Here is a 19,020-nt window from a genome sequence, read left to right as displayed (position 1 = left end):
ACGCCTGCGTCCTTTTTACACGCCATTAATCGCCTCTGCATTGGATACGCGGGGAAAGTGCGTTGGGGACTGCAATGAGTGCCGCGAAGAAAGCGTCGGGAAAACCGGCCACCGAAATGTTTGACGACATCCCGGTGCTTCAACGCAAATGGCGTGCCGCGTTGAAGCCGGGTGACCGGCTGCCGCGCTATGAGGACGTGATGCTCGGCAGTCTTGGACGGCTCGCCGACCATATCGCGCTGCTGAAGAACGATGGCGCGCTCGAGCTGTCGCGCAGCGGGCGTTACGTGCAGAAATGGCTCGGCGAGGAGCGCTGGGACATCCCGGTCGCCGAGCTCTCGCCCGATTGCGCCACGGCGCTGTCGGAAGCCGTGGCGAGCGCGCTCGAAAACGGACGGCCGCACCAGGCCAGCGCGCATTGCGTGCGCGACGGCATGGTCAGGACCTACGATCTGCTGGCGCTGCCGACCGCCTCGCGCTGGGGGGCCACGCTGGTTGGCGCCTACATCAACGAGCGGGGTGCGCAATACAATCTCCTGGACGCAATCTTCTCTTCGACCGATGACGCCGTGATTTCGCTGGCGACGCTGCGCGATGCCGCGGGCAAGCCGTTCGACCTCCAGATCGTGCACCACAACAAGAGCGCCGGTGCGCTGCTGAAGGTCGCGAGCGCGGGCCTGTTGTGGCGGCGGATCGGCGAGGGGAATACGCTCCTGGCCTTGCCCGAAGTCATGGATTTCCTGCTCAAGGCGGTCTCGGGCGGCCGCGGCGAGCAGCTCGAGATCGAAAACGACGGACGTTACCTTCGCCTCAGTGCCACCGCCTTCGCCGACGTGGTCTCGCTGACGATCTCCGATGTCACCGCATTGAAGCGGCGCGACGCCTCGTTCCGCCTGCTGTTCGACAACAACCCGATGCCGATGTGGGTGTTCGAGGCACAGACCAAGGAATTCCTCAGCGTCAACGATGCCGCGGTCCAGCATTACGGCTACAGCCGCGCCACCTTCCTGCGCATGAAGCTGCACGAGATCTGGCCCGAGGACGAGTGGGACAGCCACGCCGAGGCGCTCGAACGCATCGGCGACACCTATCACTCCTCGCGCAACTGGCGCCATCTGCGCGCCGACGGCAGCGAGATCGAGGTGCTCACCTTCGGTCGCCGCGTCGTCTTCGACGATCGCGACGGCTATCTGGTCGCGGTCGTCGACATCACCGAGCGGCGCAAGGCCGAGGCGCGGATCGCTCACATGGCGCACCATGACGGGCTCACCGACCTGCCGAACCGCGAACATTTCCAGCAGCGCTTGAAGCAGGCGCTCGACCAGGCCGGGGGAAAACGGGTCGGCGTACTCTATATCGACCTCGACCTGTTCAAGAACATCAATGATTCCTTCGGGCATCCGGTGGGTGACCGCCTGCTGAAGCAAGTAGCCGAACGCCTCAATACCGCGGTCCGCGGCGCCAATCTCGCGGCCCGGCTTGGCGGCGACGAGTTCGCGGTGATCCTGGCGGCCGAGGTCTCGCCGAACGAGGCCAGCGCCTGCGCGGCCCTGCTGATCGACATGCTGAAGGCGCCCTACGACCTCGACGGCCAGGAGATGGTGATCGGTGCCAGCATCGGCATCGCGCTGTCGCCCGGCGATGGCACGACGTCGGAAGAGCTGATGCGCAATGCCGACATGGCGCTGTACCGGGCCAAGTCGGACGGCGGCGGCGTGCATCATTTCTTCGAGCGCGAGATGGATCTGCAGGCGCAGAAGCGCCGCGACATGGAGCTCGACCTGCGCCGCGCGTTTGCCAATGGCGAGTTCGAGCTGCACTACCAGCCGTTGGTGTCGATCGCTTCCGACCGCATCGCCGGCTTCGAGTCGCTGCTGCGCTGGCGTCATCCCGACAAGGGCATGATCTCGCCGGCAGAGTTCATTCCGGTCGCCGAAGACATCGGCCTGATCACGCAGCTCGGCGAGTGGGTGCTGCGCGAGGCCTGCGCCGAAGCGGTGAAATGGCCCGTCGACGTCAAGGTCGCGGTCAATCTGTCGCCGGCGCAATTCCGCAGCCGCAACCTGGTGCAGGTCGTGATTTCCGCGCTTGCGCAGTCCGGCCTGTCGCCGAAGCGGCTCGAGCTCGAGATCACCGAGTCGATTTTCCTGGCCGAGACCGATGCCAATCTCGCCATCCTGCATCAGCTGCGCGAGCTCGGCGTCAGCATCTCCATGGATGATTTCGGCACCGGATATTCCAGCCTCAGCTATCTCCGCAGCTTTCCGTTCGACAAGATCAAGATCGACCGTTCCTTCGTCAAGGACCTGGCGCGGCGGCCCGATTGCGGCGCGATCGTCCGAGCGATCTCCGGCCTCGGCCGCAGTCTCAACATCACGACGACCGCGGAGGGCGTCGAGACCGAGGATCAGCTCGACTGGCTGCGCGCCGAAGGCTGCAACGAGGTGCAAGGCTTCTTGTTCAGTGCAGCGCGGCCCGCCGCCGAGATCGCAAAGCTGCTGGCCGATTTCGGCCAGCGCGCCTCACGGGCGGCGTAGCCCCTCCGGATAGCAGCCGTAGACCAGCTCCTTGAAGGCGGGCGTGATGCGGCTGCGCTCGTTCTGGGTCTGCTGCATCAGGAGGTAGACCATATCGAGCTTGGGATCGACACCGAAATAGGTGCCGCTGCCGCTGTCCCATTTCAACTCGCCGATCGAGCCGGCCGGGGGCGGCTTTGCGTTGCCGGGATCGGTACGCACGCCAATGCCGTAGCCATAGCCGAAGCCGTCGCCCGGAAAGTAGAAGTAGTCGCGTCCGACGCCGGAGCCTGGTCCGACGTGATCCGTCGTCATGGCCTTGAAGGCGGCGGGGCTCAGGTAGCGCCTGCCCTCGAACTCACCGCCGTTGAGCAGCATCTGCGAGAAGCGCTGATAGTCGGTGATGGTCGAGAGCAGGCCGCCGCCGCCGGATTCCCATTCGGGATGGGCGAGGCGGTCCTGCTCGCCGGCGAGCAGGACCGGGTCGTTCGGCAACGGCCGTGCCATCCGTGCGTGCTCCTCCGGAGTCTTCAGCACGAATTTGGTGCTGCTCATGCCGAGCGGATCGAGGATGCGTTGCTTGAGGAATTGATACAGCGTCTGGCCAGAGATGATCTCGATGACACTGCCGAGCACGTCGGTGGAATGGCCGTAGCGCCACAGCGTCCCGGGCTGGCGTGTCAGCGGCAGCCTGGCGATGCGGTCGGCGAATTGCCTGTTGTTGAAGGGGCCTTCGAAGATATTGGCGGCCTTGTAGACCTGCATAACCCATGGGGCGCCGATGTATTCGTAGCTGATGCCCGAAGTTTGCCGCAGCAAATCCTCAATGTTGACAGGACGGATCGGCGGCTCGAGTTCGACAGTCGATGTGCCTTCTGGCTCGATGCCCACCTTGGTGCTGGCAAAGAGCGGGATGTATTTCGACACGGGGTCGGTGAGCGCGAGTTTGCCCTCGTCGATCAGCATCATCGCGCCGAGGCACGTGATCGGCTTCGTCATCGAGTGGATGGCGAAGATCGTGTCGGGCGTCATCGCAAGGCCCGTCCTCGTGTCGCGCACGCCAAAGGTCTTCAGATAGACCGGCTTGCCGTGCTGCTGGACCAGGATCACCGCACCCGGCAGCCGGCCGAGCGTCACCTCGTTGTCGAAGAATGCGGTGATGCGGTCGAGGCCGTCGGCCGACGGAGCAGGGATGTCGGCGGCGCGGCCTCGCGCCATGGTGCCGGCCAAGAGCGCGGCCCCGACCAGAAATTCGCGGCGTTTCATCCAGGCTTCCTCCCTCACCGGGAACAAAGCCGCAAGACGTCGGAGGCGTCAACAAGCCTTCGATTAAAATCGCGTCACGATTTCCGAAAGGAACGGCCGCGGACGGTCTTCGCTCGGCTTGGTCGGCGTGCCGATATGGACGAGGCCGGCGAGCTTTTCGTCCGGCTTGAGGCCGAGGCCGTCCAGCACGTCGCGATCGAACGAGAACCAGCCGGTCAGCCAGCAGGCGCCGTAGCCGAGGGCGGTCGCGGCCGTGACGATGTTCATGACGCTGGCACCGGCCGACAATTCCTGCTCGAACGCCGGCACCTTCGGATGCGGCTTGGTGAAGCTGACGATGCCGATCACCAGCGGGGCGTCGGTGAGGCGTCTGCGCTCAATCTCGACGTTCGCCGCCGGCGCGTCCGGATTCTTGCGGGCGAAGACCTTCGCGATGACCTCGCCGGCACGCTCTCGAGCGTCACCCTCGAAAATGATGAAGCGCCAGGGCGCGAGCTTGCCGTGGTCGGGCACGCGTGCACCGATGGTGAGGATGGTTTCGAGCTCGGCCGGGGAGGGGCCGGGCCCCGTCATCTCGCGCGGCTTGACCGAGCGGCGGGTCTTCAGGAGTTCGATGGCGTCGGGCACTGCGATGTCCTCTTCGGCTGGTCGTCGGGCGTGCCATGCCGAGATAAGCATGCACGCCCGCAACCGAAAGCGAGTTTAGATCGATTTCAGGACTCAGGCCGCCTCGCGCGCCCGCCGGACGTCCGGCGGGGTGGCCTCGTCGACGAGGGCGGCGAGCGCCTCCACCGTCGTCATCACCTTCTGGCCGTCGCTGCCGAGCCGGCGGACGGAGACCGACTGCGTCTCGGCCTCCTTCTTGCCGACCACGAGCAGCGCCGGGATCTTGGCCAGCGAATGCTCGCGGACCTTGTAGTTGATCTTCTCGTTGCGCAGATCGATCTCGGCCCGAAGCCCGGCGCGGCGGACCTGCTCCAGCACCTGCTTGGCATACTCGTCGGCCTCCGAGGTGATGGTGGTGACCACCACCTGCACCGGCGACAGCCAGAGCGGGAAGTTGCCGGCATAGTGCTCGATCAGGATGCCGATGAAGCGCTCCATCGAGCCGCAGATGGCGCGGTGCACCATGACCGGCGGCTTCTTGCCGCTGTCATGGTCGATGTAGAACGCGCCGAACCGCTCCGGCAGGTTGAAGTCGACCTGCGTGGTGCCGCACTGCCAGTCGCGGCCGATGGCGTCGCGCAGAACATATTCGAACTTCGGCCCGTAGAAGGCGCCTTCGCCGGGATTGATCTCGGTCTTGATGTGATTGTTCTGCGTCTGGATCTCGCGCAGCACGGTGGCCATCACGCGTTCGGCGTGATCCCACATCGCATCGGTGCCGACGCGCTTCTCCGGCCGCGTCGAGAGCTTCACCGTGAGGTCGCCGGTGAAGCCGAAATCGGCGTAGGTCGACAGGATCAGATCGTTGATCTTCAGGCACTCGTCGGCGAGCTGATCCTCCATGCAGAAGACATGCGCGTCATCCTGGGTAAAGCCGCGCACGCGCATCAGCCCGTGCATGGCGCCTGATGGCTCGTAGCGATGCACCACGCCGAACTCGGCAAGGCGCAGCGGCAGGTCGCGATAGCTCTTCAGGCCATGCTTGAAGATCTGCACGTGGCCGGGGCAGTTCATCGGCTTCAGCGCAAACCAGCGCTTGTCCTCGGCCTCGTCGCCGGCCGACTGCGCCGCGAACATGTTCTCGCGGTACCAGCCCCAATGGCCCGAGGTCTCCCACAGCACCTTGTCGAGGATTTGCGGCGCGTTGACCTCGCTGTAGTCGGCGGCGAGGCGCCGGCGCATATAGGCGATCAGCTGCTGGAAGATGGTCCAGCCCTTCGGGTGCCAGAACACGACGCCCGGACCTTCCTCCTGGAAATGGAAGAGGTCGAGCTCGCGCCCGAGCTTGCGATGGTCGCGCTTCTCGGCTTCCTCGATTTGCTTGAGGTAAGCGTCGAGGTCCTCCTGCTTGGCGAAGGCCGTGCCGTAGATGCGGGTCAGCATCGGGTTGTTGCTGTCGCCGCGCCAATAGGCGCCAGCCACCTTCATCAATTTGAAGGCGTTGCCGACCTTGCCGGTCGAGGTCATGTGCGGGCCGCGGCAGAGATCGAACCAGTCGCCCTGGTAGTAGATCTTGATCGGCTCGTTGCCGGGAATGGCATCCACGAGTTCGACCTTGAAGGCCTCGCCCTTGTCGCGAAACACCTGCTTGGTCTTTTCGCGATCCCAGACTTCCTTGGTGAAGGGTTTGTCGCGCGCGATGATCTCGCGCATCTTCTTCTCGATCGCGGCAAAGTCTTCCGGCGTGAACGGCTCGTTGCGGAAGAAGTCGTAGTAGAAGCCGTTCTCGATCACGGGGCCGATGGTGACTTGCGTGCCCGGCCACAGCGTCTGCACGGCTTCGGCGAGCACGTGCGCGCAGTCATGGCGGATCAGCTCGAGCGCGCGCGGATCGTCGCGGTTGATCAGCTCGATCTTGGCATCGGCTTCGATGGGATCGTCGAGGTCGGCGACCACGCCGTCGAGCGCCATTGCAACCGTGCGCTTGGCCAGCGACGGCGAAATGCCCTTGGCGATATCGAGGCCGGTGATGCTCTTGTCATATTGGCGCTGGGCGCCGTCGGGGAAGGTGAGGGTGACTTTGGCGGCGGGGGACACGGGCTTGAGATTGCTGAGGCTGTATTGGAAACCGGATTCGGATTTGGGCTGTTCGGACATTGCATTTCTCCTGAAGCTCACTCCTGCGAACGAGCGCAGGTAAGCGGGAACGAGCGATATATCAGGCGATTCGGCCTGCGCAATCCGGCTTTTCCAAGAAAAGGCAGCGTGGCCCATCATCCGGGACGCTGGAGCCCCGGTTGCGCTGAAATATGCCGCACCGCTCGATCCGGCCTGTTCGATCAGGCCTGGCCCCGGAACAGGCGGGGCGGATCTATCGGGATGGCGGCTTCAGGACCTTTTCGCGCGTCTTCGGCGGAGGCGTTGACGTCTCCTCCGTCAGCTTCCAGCCCTCGGCGTCGCCAAGAGCCTTGCTGATCGCCCGCGGCGCGCCGGCGACCAGTAACATGTTCGGTTGTTGTTCTACGATCTCCAAGCCCTCGGCGCGCAAGCGCTTCACCACGCTCTCGCACGCCTCGGATTTGGGATCGGCACGAAAGACCACGGTGCGTTCGCTCATCGTCTGCCATCCGTCAATGAGCCGGGCCTTCCGAGCGCTGCCCTATGGAAGGGGTAGTCCGAACCCTTCATAGTCGCGGCCGAAATTCTCCGGCTTGCAAGCAGCATATAGGGCGTCCTTGAGGGCGCGAGAACGGTTGGAACCGCTTTTTTGCTTCAATGCCGGATCCTTGGCAAGGAGATAGGCCGCAAACCCCGCGACGGCCGGGCACGCCATCGACGTTCCGCTCATCGAGCCGTGGCCGGTTCCAGGCAGCGTGGAGACGATCTCGACGCCGGCTCCGGTGGTATCGATCTCGGGGCCGAAATTGCTGAAATCAGCGACGAAATCCCCTGTGTGCGGACTGCCTTTCGGAGCGGCGACATTGCTGCTCCCGATCGAGGTCTTCGGAAAGGTGCCGACCCGCCCCATGGCCGACACTGCGACGCACTCGACGTACGCGGCGGGAAACGAGACCGGGCTTCGATCGTCATTGCCAGCGGCTGCGACCACCACGACGCCGGCCGCGATCGCACGGTCGATTGCCGCGCGCGTAAGGTCATCCTTGGGACCGCCACCAAGGCTCATGTTGATGATATCGCACTTGTCTGCGACGGCCGTGTCGATCGCCTTGGCGATGTCGAAGTTGCTGGCGCCGTTGTTCGGCGGCGGTCGCGGGTGATCCGGGAATACGCGGTAGCTCCGAAGCTTGACCCCCGGAGCAACGCCGCGGAATCCGCTCGCCGGTCCACGACCGCCGACGATGCCCGCGACGTGCGTGCCGTGCTCGCCCTCGGTCAACGCCGGTCGCCAATTCTGCGCGGCCGCGGGATTGGCACGAACCTCGTCGCTCACGCAATTCAGGCCGCCCGTCACGTTGGTCAGGTCGGGGTGCGTGCCGTCGACGCCGCTGTCGATGATTCCGACGGTGACGTCAGCGCCGGCATTCACGGGGAGCCCGGCATAGAGCTGGGTGAGCAGCAACGTTTGATCGCGCACGTCGATGGACGTCAACTTGATCTGCGCAAGGTTCGCGCCGGTTGTGTTGATGGCAAAAAATCCCCAGTAGCCGGCCGGCGCATAGACATAGACGCGTTCGAGAGGCTGGCTCGGCGGGAGCAGGTTCAGCGTGGCGCTGCCGTTGGCGCCCGTTGTCGCCTCGGCCCCCTGACGCGCTGCGAAGTCCGTGAAAGCGACGATGTGAGCGCCTTCGACCGGAGCGCCGCCTGACCGAGCCACGACCGAGACGGTGAAGCTGGTTGCCGAGACGCCTGCCACGGTGGCCAATCTGACCCGGCCCGCGGCGGCCTTTTTCGCGTTTTTCTTGCCGGCCGCCTTTTTGGCGGTGGTTTTCTTCGCGGCTGCCTTCTTGGCCGCGGGCCGGGGAGGACGCTGATGAACGCGGAAGCGCTCCCACTGCCGGTGATAAAAGACTTCCGGGATGATCTTCAGGTCCGGTGAGCTGAGACGAAGGCTGAGCTCTCCCTCGGGAGCCATTTCGACCAGCTTGGGGCCGTTCTCGTGAAGCGAATCCAGCACCCGCATTTGCGGGGCCGGCGCGACGGCGCGCGCCCGCGTGGCAAGCATTACCGTGCCGGCACTCGGTTGCAGGTTCGCGGTATCGAGCGGCGCCGCAAGATATCCATCCTTGCTCATGACGATGTAACGGCGGACGCCTTCGGGTTTGCTCGGCATCGATGTTTCCTCAAATGTGCAATTAAAAATAGCAATAATATCCCCAACAAACCTCTGGAAGACAAGTGGCTTCGTGTCCCGCGGGCCGGATTTGGAGTTGTGCGGCGCTTTCAATCGGCGTGCACATCCACTACATGCACGTGCATGAAATCCCTGTCCCCCGCCGCCTTTCGTTTCACGCCAACTGCCCTGATGCTCGGCAATCTCGTCACCGGCTGCTCGGTGCTGGCGCCGGCGGGCATGCTGCCGGAATTGTCGACGGGGCTCGGCATCAGTATCCATGCAGCCGGGCTGCTGATCACCTTCGGCGCGATCACGCTGTGCATCGGCTCGCCGCTGACCGCGTGGTTGACCAGCCGCATCGAGCGGCGGACGCTGCTGACGACGACGCTCGCGGTGCTCGCCCTTGGCAATCTCGCCTCGGCATTTGCCCCTGACTACACGAGCCTGCTCGTCATCCGACTGGTGATGCTCGCGGTCGGCGCGCTCTACACGCCGCAGGCCGCCGGCACGGCGGCGCTGATCGTGCCGGTGGAGCGGCGGGGCAGCACGATCGCCTATATCTTTCTCGGCTGGTCGTTAGCTGCCGCCGTCGGCCTCCCGCTGATCACCTTCATCGCCAGCCGCTATGGCTGGCGCGCCGCCTATGGCGGGATCGGCGCGCTCGGCTGCATCAGCTTCCTGTTGTTGCTGCTGCGGCTGCCGGCGGGCCTGACGGGCGCGCCTGTTGACCTGAAGACCTGGAGCGCGGTCGGGCGAAGCAGGGCGATTCTGCTGCTGCTTGCGATCACGATGCTGCAGATGTCCGGGCAGTTCGTGGTGTTCACCTTCATGGGCCCGCTGCTCAAGAAGCTCACCGACGCCAGCCCCGATGCGATCGGCATGGTGTTCGGCATCTACGGTGTTTGCGGTTTCCTCGGCGTTGTCATCGCGACCCGCATCGTCGACACCTGGGGACCTTTTCGGACCTCGCTGCTGTTCACCTGCCTGCTGCTTGCGGGCATCACCACCTGGGCATTCGGTGCGGGGAGCCTGGTGTTGATGGCGATCGCGGTCGCGATCTGGGGCCTCGGCTTTGCCTCGACCAATTCGATGCAGCAGGTGCGGCTGGTCGCGGCGGCGCCGCAGCTTGCATCGGCAACCGTCGCGCTCAACACCTCTGTCCTCTATATCGGCCAGGCTGTCGGCTCCGCCATCGGCGGACTGCTGTTCGCCCGCGAGCTCCTGCATCCGCTCGGCTTCGTCGCGGTCGGCTTTGTCGTGCTGGCTTTGGTCCTGGTGGTCCTGACCCGGCCGCGGCCGGCTGTGGCCGCCACAGCCTGAATCCCGTGTTTTCGTGTGCGCAAGGTGCTTGGCAAACCGCGCGCGGGAGCGCTAGAAGGCGAGGCATGGGGACCAAAGAGAGTTGACTGAGATGAGGATGATTCTGGCGGTTGCCGCGGTGCTCTATTCAGCCTCCGCGTTTGCGCAAGCCGACAAGCCACCGATGGTGGGGGACAAGCCGCTGGTGCAGGTTAAGCCCAAGGGGACCAAAGAGGCGGCGGCCAAGCCGGCCGCAGCGCCGAAGGGCAAGCCGCAATCGATCGCGGCGCGGCTCCAGGCCTGCCTCGATCTCGATGACGGCACCAAGGACCGCCTCAACTGCTACGACGCCATTATCCCGCCGACGCCGAAGCCGAAGCCGGCGAAGGCCAAGGGCTACGCCGATTGCCGTTTCTTCAAGGAAGAGGACGAGCGGCTGGCCTGCTTCAACGGCTTTGCCGAGAGCATTCCGAAGCTGCCCAAAACCTGAAGATCAAGAGCTGAGGTCTGGAAGCCGGACGGCTAGTCGCTGATCCGGCTCAGCACGGCCCTGAAGGCAACGCCGGGCACTTGCAGCGCGGTGCCTTCGAACTCCGCCGTGTCGCCGTCCTCACGGCCGGCGAGCGTCAGGGTGATCCGGTCGTTCCCGAACAGCGGCTTGAAGGACGGATCATCATTGTAGCGCTCGGTCGAGATCTTGACCTTGATGCTGTCGCCTTCGCCCGCATAGGTGCCGATGAAGGCAAAGGCGGAATTGCCGCCGCGCATCTTGCCCTCAGTCACATAGACGACGCCGCAACCGGTTCCGTGAACCGTGTGGAAGTCGACCTTGTACAATCCCTGACGCACTGCTTGTCCCTGCGGAATTTCAACACCAACTTCGCCGGCAAATTATGATCCTTGCCGGCGGAAGCAATCCGGTCGGCCCCGGGGATATCGGCCAATCAACATCACATTTTGATCAAAGCCTGAGACAATTGCAGGCAGCGCGGCCAAATGCCGGCGCGCGCAATATCGGTTAGCGGCTTGATGCAGGTGGATTGGTGGATGCCACGCGCGTCAGCGCAAGCGACGGCGTCGCCGACATCTTCACCAGCACGTCCTTGAGCGGGTCCCGCGTCCAGGCGCGCGTCACATAATCACGATGTGTGATGCCGTCGCCGGTTTCGACGAACACCACGCTGCCGGGACGCAAGGGCCCGTCCATGTCCTCGGAGACGCTGATGCCCTTTTGCCGCAGCATGCTCATCAGCTCGCGGTCGCGCCGCGCGGTGTAGCGGGTGTAGGAGCTGACGAAGAACCCGGAGCGGTGGCTCTCGATCCAGGAGGCGAACTTGTCCATCTCGCCATACACGGCATCGAGCAGCACGACGCCGCGGACGCGGTCACTGATGCCGCCGACCTCGAGGCTCCAGGCCGTCGGCAGGAAGCCGCCGCTGTAGCCGACGATCACGATCGGCATGTTGGCGAAGGCGCGTGCGTTGTTGGGATCGCCGGTGACCTGAGCCAGATGGTTGGCGGACTCTTCCATGAAGCGCTTGAAGCCGCCGGGCTGCCAGAATTTGCCGGCGCTTGAATCGGCGGCATCGACCGCCATCTGCGGCGCCAGCAGGATGGCATTGGCGCCGGAATCGGTGACCTGCCGCGGCACGAGTTGGCGATCGCGTACGTCGCGCTCCAGCGTTGCGCCATTGCCGTGGAAGAACACCACGATCACGCCCGGCTTGCGTACGTCGAAATGCTCGGGCACGTGCATCAGCACACGGCTGTCACTGTAGGTCTCGTCCTGCCAGTAGACGCGACCGGAATAGCTGCGGTGGCCGCGGCGGTCGCCCTTGGAGATGTTGAGGAACGGCGCGTCCGAGGCAGGGTTGTTGCCGAAATAGGGGAAGGCCGACGATTTCATGCTGACGAGCGTCGTCAGGTCCTCGCGCGGCGGACGCTGGTAGGGGACCTGCGGCGCGAGCGAGGCCAACTTGTAGGGCGCCTGCTCCGACTGAGGCTGCTGCTGCACGGCGCGTTTGGGCGAGAAGTCCGACATCTGCCGTTGCAGAAAACTCTCGCTCGCCGACGGGAAGCGCTCCCCGAATTGCGGGGCCGGGAAGCGATCCTCGAACGTGTCGGCGCTTGCAACTTGCGGATTGGCGGCTCGCGGATTGGTCTTGGCGACCACCTGGACGTTGGCCTGCGAGTTCGCCGCGAGCGCCGCCGGGTTGGGCGCCCGGCCGCATTGAACCAGCGCCAGCGACAGCGGCACCAAGGCCGAGATCAGCGCGATCCGGAGCGCGCGACCGTGCGCAACGGACAGCGTCCGATCGGCACGAGTGTCAGCTCTCAGTTTCGGAACGGCCCCGACCATCCACCCATGACCCCAAGTCACGACCCAAGTCACACGTCCATCGGCAAGCATTTAAGACAATTGAGCCGACTGGCGTTTAGGCGACGTTAAGTGTCCGGAGAAACTTCCCCACATCCGGAACGCTCGAAGGGACCATGCAATCGTGTCCTGATTGTGGGGGCGCGAAACGGGATTCTCCGGTGTCTGCGGTGGTTTATTGCCCAGGACCATGCGCAAAAGGTGCGGCAGTACCGATTTCGCATGCCTCATTTAACCCTTGTTAACCCTGCTTGAATTGACTGGACCGAACGGCACGATGCTTCCCACGAGGCGGTGACGCCTCAGGTTTGAGGACCCCGATGACGGCATCAGATGCGGGATCTGCGCCCTGGACTGGCCGGCTGACCGGAAGCGGGTCGGGGGTCTCCGTTCTGGTCGCAACCGCCATCGTCGTGGCCGACATGATCGGGGTCGGCGTCTTCACCAGCCTCGGCTTCCAGGTCAAGGACATCCCGTCCGGCTTCTCGATCCTCTCGCTCTGGACCATCGGCGGCATCGTCGCGCTGTGCGGGGTGTTCTCCTACAGCGAGCTCGGCGCGATGTTTCCGCGCTCGAGCGGGGAGTACAATTTCCTCGGTCGCGCCTACCATCCCGCCTTCGGCTTTCTCGCCGGCTGGGTCTCGGCGACAGTCGGCTTCGCCGCGCCCGTCGCGCTTGCGGCGATGGCGTTCGGCGAATACGCGAAATCGGTCCATCCCGGGCTGCCGCCGATCCCGCTCGCCATCGCCGTGGTGTGGCTGGTCTCGATCGTGCAACTGACCGGCGTCAGGCACTCCTCGACCTTCCAATTGATCTCGACCATCTTGAAGGTCGTGCTGATCGTCGCCTTCCTGGTCGCCGGCTTCGTCATCGGTGTGCCGCAGCCGATCGCCTTCACGCCGCAGCCGGGCGACTTGGCGCACATCGTCAGTGCGCCCTTCGCGATCGGACTGGTCTTCGTGATGTACTCGTTCTCGGGCTGGAATGCTGCGACCTACATCATCGGCGAGATGAACACGCCGCAGCAGAGCCTGCCGCGCGCGCTGCTCGCGGGCACGCTGATCGTGCTCGTCCTGTACGTCGCGCTGAATGCGGTGTTTCTCTACGCGACGCCGGTCGGCGCGCTGGCCGGCCAGATCGATGTTGCCAGCGTTGCCGGCAGCGCGATCTTCGGCAGTCTCGGCGGCCGGATCGTCGGCGCGATGATCTGCGTCGGCCTGATCTCCTCGATCAGCGCGATGATGTGGATCGGCCCGCGCGTGATGATGACGATGGGCGAGGACATTCCGGCCCTGCGCGTGTTCTCGAAGCGATCGGCGAGCGGAGCGCCGGCCTATGCCATCCTGTTTCAGCTTGCCGTCGCCAATCTGCTGCTGTTCACGCGCAGCTTCGAGGCGGTGCTCGACTTCATCCAGTTCGCGCTGCTGTTCTGCTCGTTCTTCACGGTCGCCGGCGTCATCAAGCTGCGCATCACCGATCCGGGCCTGCCGCGACCCTATCGCGCCTGGGGATACCCGTTCACGCCGCTCGTTTTCCTGCTCGTGACCGGGTTCATGATGTACTACCTGTTGACCGAGCGGCCGGTGCAGTCGTTGTCGGGAATGCTGCTCATGCTCTCGGGCCTGTTGATCTATGCTGTTTTCCGCAGGCGGCCGGTCGCCGCTGGCACGTCACACAATCGCGAATAGACATGTTCCGACCCATGAGAATTGCGGCTGTCGCGCTTGCCCTTCTGGCTGCGGCCGTCTCGTCTGCGCGTGCCACCGAGGTCACCTTCGATGATACCGCGCGCTTCCTCGCGGGCATGCAGCCTTCGGCGGACTCGCCGCTGGTGCCGCTCACCAGGGACCCGGGCTGGCAGCGCCACGCAAAATTCTTCGACGGCGCCTTCGCCCAGCTCGAGCAGCGGCAGCTCTCGAAGATCCGCAATTGGGCCGAGGTCAACCTGGCCGCGCCCCGGCCGACCATGTTCTACTTGTTCAGCGGCCCGGATTTCCTCTACGCCGATGCGTTCTATTCCAAGGCCAGCACCTACGTGCTCGGCGCGCTGGAGCCGGTCGGCGCGGTGCCTGACCTGACGCGGCTGCCGCGCGGCTCGGTCGGTGCCGCGCTCTACAATGTCGAGCGTTCGCTCAGCTCGATCCTGAGCTTCTCCTTCTTCATCACCAAGCACATGAAGGTCGACCTGCACGCCAACCAGGTCAACGGCACGTTGCCGATCCTCTATGTCTTCCTCGCGCGCTCCGGCAAGACCATCCGCAACGTCGAGATGGTCGCGCTCGATGACAAGGGCGGGATGCACGTCGGCAACGACAATCCGGGACGGAACGCCACGCGCGGCGCTCGCATCACCTTCGTTGGCAGCGACGGCGAGGTCCGCACGCTGTATTATTTCTCGACCGATCTTTCCAATTCCGGTGCACGCGCAGCCGGCTTCCTGAAGTTCTGCGGGATGCTCGGCCCCGGCAACAGCCTGATCAAGAGCGCGTCCTATTTGATGCATTCCGGCAACTTCACCGTCGCGCGCGACTGGCTGCTCGCCAACAGCGCGACCATCGTCCAGGACGATTCCGGAATTCCGCTTGGAAACTACAATGCGCGGCAATGGCGGTTCTTCCCGTTCGGGCGCTATCTCGGCCCGATCGACGAATTCCCCGGCCGTTATCAGGAGCGTTACGCCGAACTGTTCACGCGCGCGCAGCCGATCGATTTTGGTGTCGGTTACCGCTGGCGCATGCACGAGTCGAACTTGCTGCTGGCGGTGAAGGTGCCGGGAAGCGAGATGGCGCCGGCGGCGGAGACCACGTCATCCGCCGAACCGCCGCCAAAGCCGGCGCGTCCGAAGCGGCTGCGTCCGCCCGAGCCGATCCCGCCGCCGCCCGGACGCTTTTTCTGGTTTCGCTAGCTACCAGTGCACGCTCTGACTAGGCACGATGAACGCCGTCGAGCTCGGCGGCGTGGCAAGGCTCGTCGCCAGATACCAGCCGGAGCCGGCCGCGAGCGCCAGCAGTGCGATGATGGCGAGCATGTCGATGGTTCTGGGGTCGTGATGCCCTTTGGAACCAGGATGAGGACCAAGCTTGAAGTGAAAATGAGGGCTGATTTTCCAGCGCATTGTTCTTTCCTCCCGCGGGAGCATCAAAACAACGCGACGGGAAAGTTCCGGTTCCATCCAAGGCAGCGATGCGGGAAGCACCGCGGCGCTTCTGGTCAGCATGCTCAGGAAGCGTTGACGCCGCGCCAGCGGGCGTAACGCCAGGGAAAGTACCAGCGCGCGCCCTGCGGTGCGGTGAGGGGCACGTTGTCGATTCCCGAAGTGCCGAACGGGTTGCAGCGGAGCAGGCGCGCCAGTGTCATCCAGCCGCCGGCCCAGAGCCCGAACCGTTCGATCGCCTCGTCGCCGTATACGGAGCAGGTCGGCAAGTGCCGGCAGTTGTAGCCGACCAGCGGCGAGAGCGTGTGACGATACAGCCAGATCAGTCCGCGGCCGAGATTACGAGGCTGCCGCCGCAGTGACGCAGCGATTGTGGAACCGACACCGGAGTCTGGATGCTTCATGTGCGCTCTGCTTCAAACCTTGACGTCACTTGCGCGGTTCCTGCGCAGGGAACAAGACCTTGTTGCGCGCGCGCCATATTTTGCATGTTTTTAGGGAGCAGTGCAGCAAGTACGTGGACGAGCTGTATTCCTCCGGATACCATTTTTGTGACACTCGTGGAAACATACGTCCGTATGATCGACTCATCGAGCGCGAAGCGGGGATAATCGCGCAAATGGGGCTTGGGGAAGGGACCAGTTTGAAACTTCTGAAGTCGCTCAATCTTCGCGGCTGGTTGTTGGTGGGGACCGCCGCATGTGGAGTCGTGCTGGCTGGCGCCGTCGCGACATTCGGGTCGTCGGCCCGGGCCGGTGCTGCCCTCGAAGAGCGCAAGCTGCCGATGAAGTTCAACTGGGTTGCCTGCGAGCCGAACTGCCGCGGCTGGGTCAGCGCAGTCGGCATCATCACCGCTGACACACCCAGGGATTTCGAGGAGTTCTCGCGCGGCCGCCAGCTTGGCGGCGCCACCGTGGTGCTCGATTCCAGCGGCGGCTCCGTCAACGACGCGATCACGCTCGGCCGGCGCTTCCGCAATCTCGGACTCCTGACCACGGTCGGCATCAGCGTTCAGAACCGCGGCGGGCAGGCGGCCCGTCCGGCGATTGTGCCCGAGGCCTATTGCGAATCCATGTGCGCGTTCCTGCTGCTGGCCGGCAAGAAGCGCTACGTGCCCGAGGCCGCGCATGTCCGGGTCCACCAGATCTGGATGGGCGATCGTGCCGACGATGCCAAGGCGGCGAGCTACAGCGCGCAGGACCTGATGATCGTCGAGCGCGACATCGGCCGGCTCGCCAAATATACGTTCGACATGGGCGGCGCCGGCGACCTTCTCTCGCTCGCGCTCAGCGTGCCGCCGTGGGAAGATCTGCACGAGCTGGATGCTGGCGAGCTGAAGCTCACCAATCTCGTGACCACCAACGTCATGGCCGACGTGCTGCCGCATGTCGACGTCGCGGCGCCTGCGGTGGCGGAACTTGCGCCGAAGACGCAGGCAAGGTTCGGCGCGGAAGCCGAACAACAGCCGCAACCCGTCAAGTCGACCAAGACGGCGGAGGCCGTGGTGCCGACGGGCACGGCGCCGAGCGCAGGCTCGCAGAAGTAACGAAAGTCCTTGATGGTCATTCCGGGGGGCGCGCGTCAGCGCGAACCCGGAATCTCGATCGGCAACCGGCTGGATTCCGGGATCGATGCCGTGCATCGCCCGGGAATGAAGGGAGGGGGTCAGCCCTGCGCCGCGGCAGGCTGCTTGGCCTTGGCCTCGATCTGGCCGATCGCGTCGACCACGGCATCGAAGGTCAGAAGGGTCGAGGCGTGACGCGCCTTGTAGTCGCGGACCGGCTCAAGGAATTTGATCTCTTCCCATTTGCCTTCAGGAGGCGCGCCGTTCTCCTTGAGCATCTTGCGAACGGTTTCACGTAACTCACGGAGTTCGCTCGCGGTCGAGCCGACGACGCGACTTGCCATGATGGATGAAGAGGCTTGTCCAAGAGCACAGGCCTTCACGTCATGGGCGAAGTCGGTGACCTTGTCGCCCTCCATCTTGAGGTCGATCTTCACAGTCGAGCCGCACAATTTGGAATGGGCGGTGGCGGTGGCGTCGGGGTCCTGCAGCCGTCCGAGGCGCGGAATATTCCCAGCCAACTCGATGATCCGCTTGTTATAGATGTCGTTCAGCATGTGATGGAGTCCAACACTTCCGCACCGGATCGGCCTTGGCGGGCGCCGTCCAGGGTCCTATATAGGGTTGGAACTGGCGGAAAAACAGTCCAGCGGTGCGGCAGCGGTGATCCAGACCTGCGCTGCCGGCGCGATGACCCGGGGCCCTTTTTCGTCAAAACTGTTCTCTTCAGGCGTCCGGCGGCTTGGCCGCCCCGTCTGCCGGTGACACTCCGGCCGCAAGGCCGTCGAACGGAGTAGACATGGACGCTACCATCAAATCCATCCGCCCTAACAAGCCTTCCGACCGCCAGCCCGAGAGCCGCCCGGCGGAGCTTGATCCTGCCGAATTCCTCGCGGCGGCCGTTCGCGCCGACCAGCCCCGCCCGGCGCGCGCCGAAGCGGAAGCGGCGGTGAAGACGCTGCTGGCCTATATCGGCGAGAACACCCAGCGCGAGGGTCTTCTGGATACGCCGCGCCGTGTCGTCGAGGCCTTCGACGAGCTCTATCAGGGCTACCACCAGTGCCCGGCCGAGGTGCTCGACCGCACGTTCGGCGAGACTGCCGGCTACGATGACTTCGTGCTGGTGCGCGACATCGAGTTCACCTCGCAGTGCGAGCATCACATGATGCCGTTCTATGGCAAGGCGCACATCGCCTATACCCCGGTGGAACGCGTCGTCGGCCTGTCGAAGCTTGCGCGCCTGACCGACATCTTCGCCCGCCGGCTCCAGACCCAGGAGCATTTGACGGCGCAGATCGCCGCCGCCATCGACGAGATCCTCAAGCCGCGCGGTGTTGCCGTTCTGATCGAGGCCGAGCATACCTGCATGTCGGTGCGCGGCGTTGCCAAGCACGGCGCCTCGACCTTCACAAGCCGCTTCACCGGCATGTTCCGCGACAATCCGGCGGAGCAGGCCCGTTTCCTGTCCCTGGTGCGAGGCCTGCAGCGCTGACCTCGCAAACAACTGGCGAGGTTTGTCGTGTCCGCTCACTCCCATGAGATCGAGGAAGGCCTCGCCTTCCTGCCGAGGTTCGATGCCGCGGGCCTCGTGACGGTCGTCGCGACCGACGTCGCGACTGGCGACGTGCTCATGGTCGCGCATATGAACGACGAGGCGCTGCGCAAGACGATTGCGACCGGGGAGGCCTGGTACTTCAGTCGCTCGCGCAATGCCTTGTGGCGAAAAGGTGAGACCTCAGGTCAGACCCAGCGCGTCGTCGAGATGCGCACCGATTGCGACCAGGACGCGGTCTGGCTTCGCGTCGAGCAGATCGGTGCGGCGTGTCACACCGGCCGCCGGTCCTGCTTCTACCGCAAGGTCGAGGCCGAAGGCGGCGGCGCCAAGCTCGTCTTCGTCGATGCGGACAGGCTGTTCGATCCGGATGCGGTGTACAAGAAGTAGCT

The 19,020-nt window shown here is 64.5% G+C and carries 18 protein-coding genes; 8 read left to right on the top strand and 10 right to left on the bottom strand.

Annotation, left to right across the window (positions count from 1 at the left end; all coding sequences use genetic code 11):
- Positions 1 to 74 precede the first annotated feature (74 nt).
- Entirely contained in the window at positions 75 to 2,537 is a 2,463-nt protein-coding gene (locus NLM15_RS27930; RefSeq protein WP_254120744.1) for a bifunctional diguanylate cyclase/phosphodiesterase, read from the top strand.
- On the opposite strand, the gene NLM15_RS27925 is transcribed toward NLM15_RS27930, so the two are convergent.
- From NLM15_RS27925 to NLM15_RS27905, 5 genes are all read right to left on the bottom strand, one after another.
- Complete coding sequence (locus NLM15_RS27925) at positions 2,523 to 3,782, bottom strand: serine hydrolase (protein WP_254120742.1); 1,260 nt, start codon at positions 3,780 to 3,782, stop codon at positions 2,523 to 2,525. The two genes, NLM15_RS27930 and NLM15_RS27925, sit on opposite strands and share 15 nt — an antisense overlap.
- 63 nt (positions 3,783 to 3,845) lie before the next feature.
- Positions 3,846 to 4,409 carry a nitroreductase family protein gene (locus NLM15_RS27920; protein ID WP_254120740.1) on the bottom strand — a complete coding sequence of 188 codons (564 nt, stop codon included), beginning with the start codon at positions 4,407 to 4,409 and terminating at the stop codon, positions 3,846 to 3,848.
- Positions 4,410 to 4,502: 93 nt separating this feature from the next.
- The gene (gene thrS / locus NLM15_RS27915; protein WP_254120731.1) at positions 4,503 to 6,545 is read right to left on the bottom strand and encodes a threonine--tRNA ligase; all 2,043 of its coding nucleotides are present in this window, start codon (positions 6,543 to 6,545) and stop codon (positions 4,503 to 4,505) included.
- Positions 6,546 to 6,759: 214 nt separating this feature from the next.
- A complete protein-coding gene (locus NLM15_RS27910) occupies positions 6,760 to 7,005 on the bottom strand; it encodes a hypothetical protein (protein WP_254120723.1) in 246 nt (81 codons plus the stop codon).
- Positions 7,006 to 7,047: 42 nt separating this feature from the next.
- Entirely contained in the window at positions 7,048 to 8,793 is a 1,746-nt protein-coding gene (locus NLM15_RS27905; RefSeq protein ID WP_254120721.1) for a S8 family serine peptidase, read from the bottom strand.
- Between the two features lie 30 nt (positions 8,794 to 8,823).
- Here NLM15_RS27905 and NLM15_RS27900 point away from each other — a divergent pair, with 30 nt between their 5' ends.
- Entirely contained in the window at positions 8,824 to 10,002 is a 1,179-nt protein-coding gene (locus tag NLM15_RS27900) for an MFS transporter (protein ID WP_254120719.1), read from the top strand.
- 91 nt (positions 10,003 to 10,093) lie between these two features.
- On the top strand, positions 10,094 to 10,471 hold the full coding sequence (locus tag NLM15_RS27895) for a hypothetical protein (RefSeq protein ID WP_254120718.1): 378 nt from the start codon (positions 10,094 to 10,096) through the stop codon (positions 10,469 to 10,471).
- A 32-nt stretch (positions 10,472 to 10,503) separates the two neighbouring features.
- On the opposite strand, the gene NLM15_RS27890 is transcribed toward NLM15_RS27895, so the two are convergent.
- Together NLM15_RS27890 and NLM15_RS27885 are read right to left on the bottom strand one after the other, a co-directional pair.
- Positions 10,504 to 10,830 (bottom strand): GrlR family regulatory protein, encoded by a 327-nt coding sequence (locus tag NLM15_RS27890; protein ID WP_254120716.1) that lies wholly within the window; start codon positions 10,828 to 10,830, stop codon positions 10,504 to 10,506.
- A 169-nt stretch (positions 10,831 to 10,999) separates the two neighbouring features.
- Positions 11,000 to 12,340 (bottom strand): alpha/beta hydrolase, encoded by a 1,341-nt coding sequence (locus NLM15_RS27885; RefSeq protein WP_254120715.1) that lies wholly within the window; start codon positions 12,338 to 12,340, stop codon positions 11,000 to 11,002.
- A 338-nt stretch (positions 12,341 to 12,678) separates the two neighbouring features.
- On the opposite strand from NLM15_RS27885, the gene NLM15_RS27880 reads away from it, so the two are divergent.
- Complete coding sequence (locus tag NLM15_RS27880) at positions 12,679 to 14,046, top strand: APC family permease (RefSeq protein WP_254120714.1); 1,368 nt, start codon at positions 12,679 to 12,681, stop codon at positions 14,044 to 14,046.
- Between the two features lie 14 nt (positions 14,047 to 14,060).
- Positions 14,061 to 15,263, top strand: coding sequence for a hypothetical protein (locus NLM15_RS27875; RefSeq protein WP_254120712.1), 1,203 nt, complete (start codon positions 14,061 to 14,063; stop codon positions 15,261 to 15,263).
- On the opposite strand, the gene NLM15_RS27870 is transcribed toward NLM15_RS27875, so the two are convergent.
- Both NLM15_RS27870 and yidD read right to left on the bottom strand, forming a co-directional pair.
- Positions 15,264 to 15,473: a hypothetical protein gene (locus NLM15_RS27870; RefSeq protein WP_254120710.1), complete on the bottom strand. Its 210-nt coding sequence runs from the start codon at positions 15,471 to 15,473 to the stop codon at positions 15,264 to 15,266.
- Between the two features lie 104 nt (positions 15,474 to 15,577).
- Complete coding sequence (gene yidD / locus NLM15_RS27865; protein ID WP_254120708.1) at positions 15,578 to 15,916, bottom strand: membrane protein insertion efficiency factor YidD; 339 nt, start codon at positions 15,914 to 15,916, stop codon at positions 15,578 to 15,580.
- A 239-nt stretch (positions 15,917 to 16,155) separates the two neighbouring features.
- On the opposite strand from yidD, the gene NLM15_RS27860 reads away from it, so the two are divergent.
- Positions 16,156 to 17,058 carry a hypothetical protein gene (locus NLM15_RS27860; protein WP_254120706.1) on the top strand — a complete coding sequence of 301 codons (903 nt, stop codon included), beginning with the start codon at positions 16,156 to 16,158 and terminating at the stop codon, positions 17,056 to 17,058.
- A 119-nt stretch (positions 17,059 to 17,177) separates the two neighbouring features.
- Here NLM15_RS27860 and NLM15_RS27855 read toward each other — a convergent pair whose 3' ends face one another.
- Positions 17,178 to 17,633: an iron-sulfur cluster assembly scaffold protein gene (locus tag NLM15_RS27855; protein WP_254120705.1), complete on the bottom strand. Its 456-nt coding sequence runs from the start codon at positions 17,631 to 17,633 to the stop codon at positions 17,178 to 17,180.
- Between the two features lie 242 nt (positions 17,634 to 17,875).
- On the opposite strand from NLM15_RS27855, the gene folE reads away from it, so the two are divergent.
- Complete coding sequence (folE, locus tag NLM15_RS27850; protein ID WP_254120703.1) at positions 17,876 to 18,568, top strand: GTP cyclohydrolase I FolE; 693 nt, start codon at positions 17,876 to 17,878, stop codon at positions 18,566 to 18,568.
- Positions 18,569 to 18,595: 27 nt separating this feature from the next.
- Positions 18,596 to 19,018 (top strand): phosphoribosyl-AMP cyclohydrolase, encoded by a 423-nt coding sequence (hisI, locus tag NLM15_RS27845; protein ID WP_254120700.1) that lies wholly within the window; start codon positions 18,596 to 18,598, stop codon positions 19,016 to 19,018.
- Positions 19,019 to 19,020: the final 2 nt, after the last annotated feature.

Source organism: Bradyrhizobium sp. CCGB20, from assembly GCF_024199855.1.
Taxonomy (GTDB): Bacteria; Pseudomonadota; Alphaproteobacteria; order Rhizobiales; family Xanthobacteraceae; genus Bradyrhizobium.
Note: the sequence above shows the minus strand (reverse complement) of the source record. Positions and strands in the feature narration are given on the sequence as shown.

Excerpts from the sequence above, each read along its gene's own strand:
- NLM15_RS27930 (WP_254120744.1), top strand. The coding sequence starts at position 75 with ATGAGTGCCGCGAAGAAAGCGTCGGGAAAACCGGCCACCGAAATGTTT.
- NLM15_RS27925 (WP_254120742.1), bottom strand. The coding sequence starts at position 3,782 with ATGAAACGCCGCGAATTTCTGGTCGGGGCCGCGCTCTTGGCCGGCACC.
- thrS (WP_254120731.1), bottom strand. The coding sequence starts at position 6,545 with ATGTCCGAACAGCCCAAATCCGAATCCGGTTTCCAATACAGCCTCAGC.
- NLM15_RS27910 (WP_254120723.1), bottom strand. The coding sequence starts at position 7,005 with ATGAGCGAACGCACCGTGGTCTTTCGTGCCGATCCCAAATCCGAGGCG.
- NLM15_RS27900 (WP_254120719.1), top strand. The coding sequence starts at position 8,824 with ATGAAATCCCTGTCCCCCGCCGCCTTTCGTTTCACGCCAACTGCCCTG.
- NLM15_RS27895 (WP_254120718.1), top strand. The coding sequence starts at position 10,094 with ATGAGGATGATTCTGGCGGTTGCCGCGGTGCTCTATTCAGCCTCCGCG.
- NLM15_RS27885 (WP_254120715.1), bottom strand. The coding sequence starts at position 12,340 with ATGGTCGGGGCCGTTCCGAAACTGAGAGCTGACACTCGTGCCGATCGG.
- NLM15_RS27880 (WP_254120714.1), top strand. The coding sequence starts at position 12,679 with ATGACGGCATCAGATGCGGGATCTGCGCCCTGGACTGGCCGGCTGACC.
- NLM15_RS27875 (WP_254120712.1), top strand. The coding sequence starts at position 14,061 with ATGAGAATTGCGGCTGTCGCGCTTGCCCTTCTGGCTGCGGCCGTCTCG.
- NLM15_RS27870 (WP_254120710.1), bottom strand. The coding sequence starts at position 15,473 with ATGCGCTGGAAAATCAGCCCTCATTTTCACTTCAAGCTTGGTCCTCAT.
- yidD (WP_254120708.1), bottom strand. The coding sequence starts at position 15,916 with ATGAAGCATCCAGACTCCGGTGTCGGTTCCACAATCGCTGCGTCACTG.
- NLM15_RS27855 (WP_254120705.1), bottom strand. The coding sequence starts at position 17,633 with ATGCTGAACGACATCTATAACAAGCGGATCATCGAGTTGGCTGGGAAT.
- folE (WP_254120703.1), top strand. The coding sequence starts at position 17,876 with ATGGACGCTACCATCAAATCCATCCGCCCTAACAAGCCTTCCGACCGC.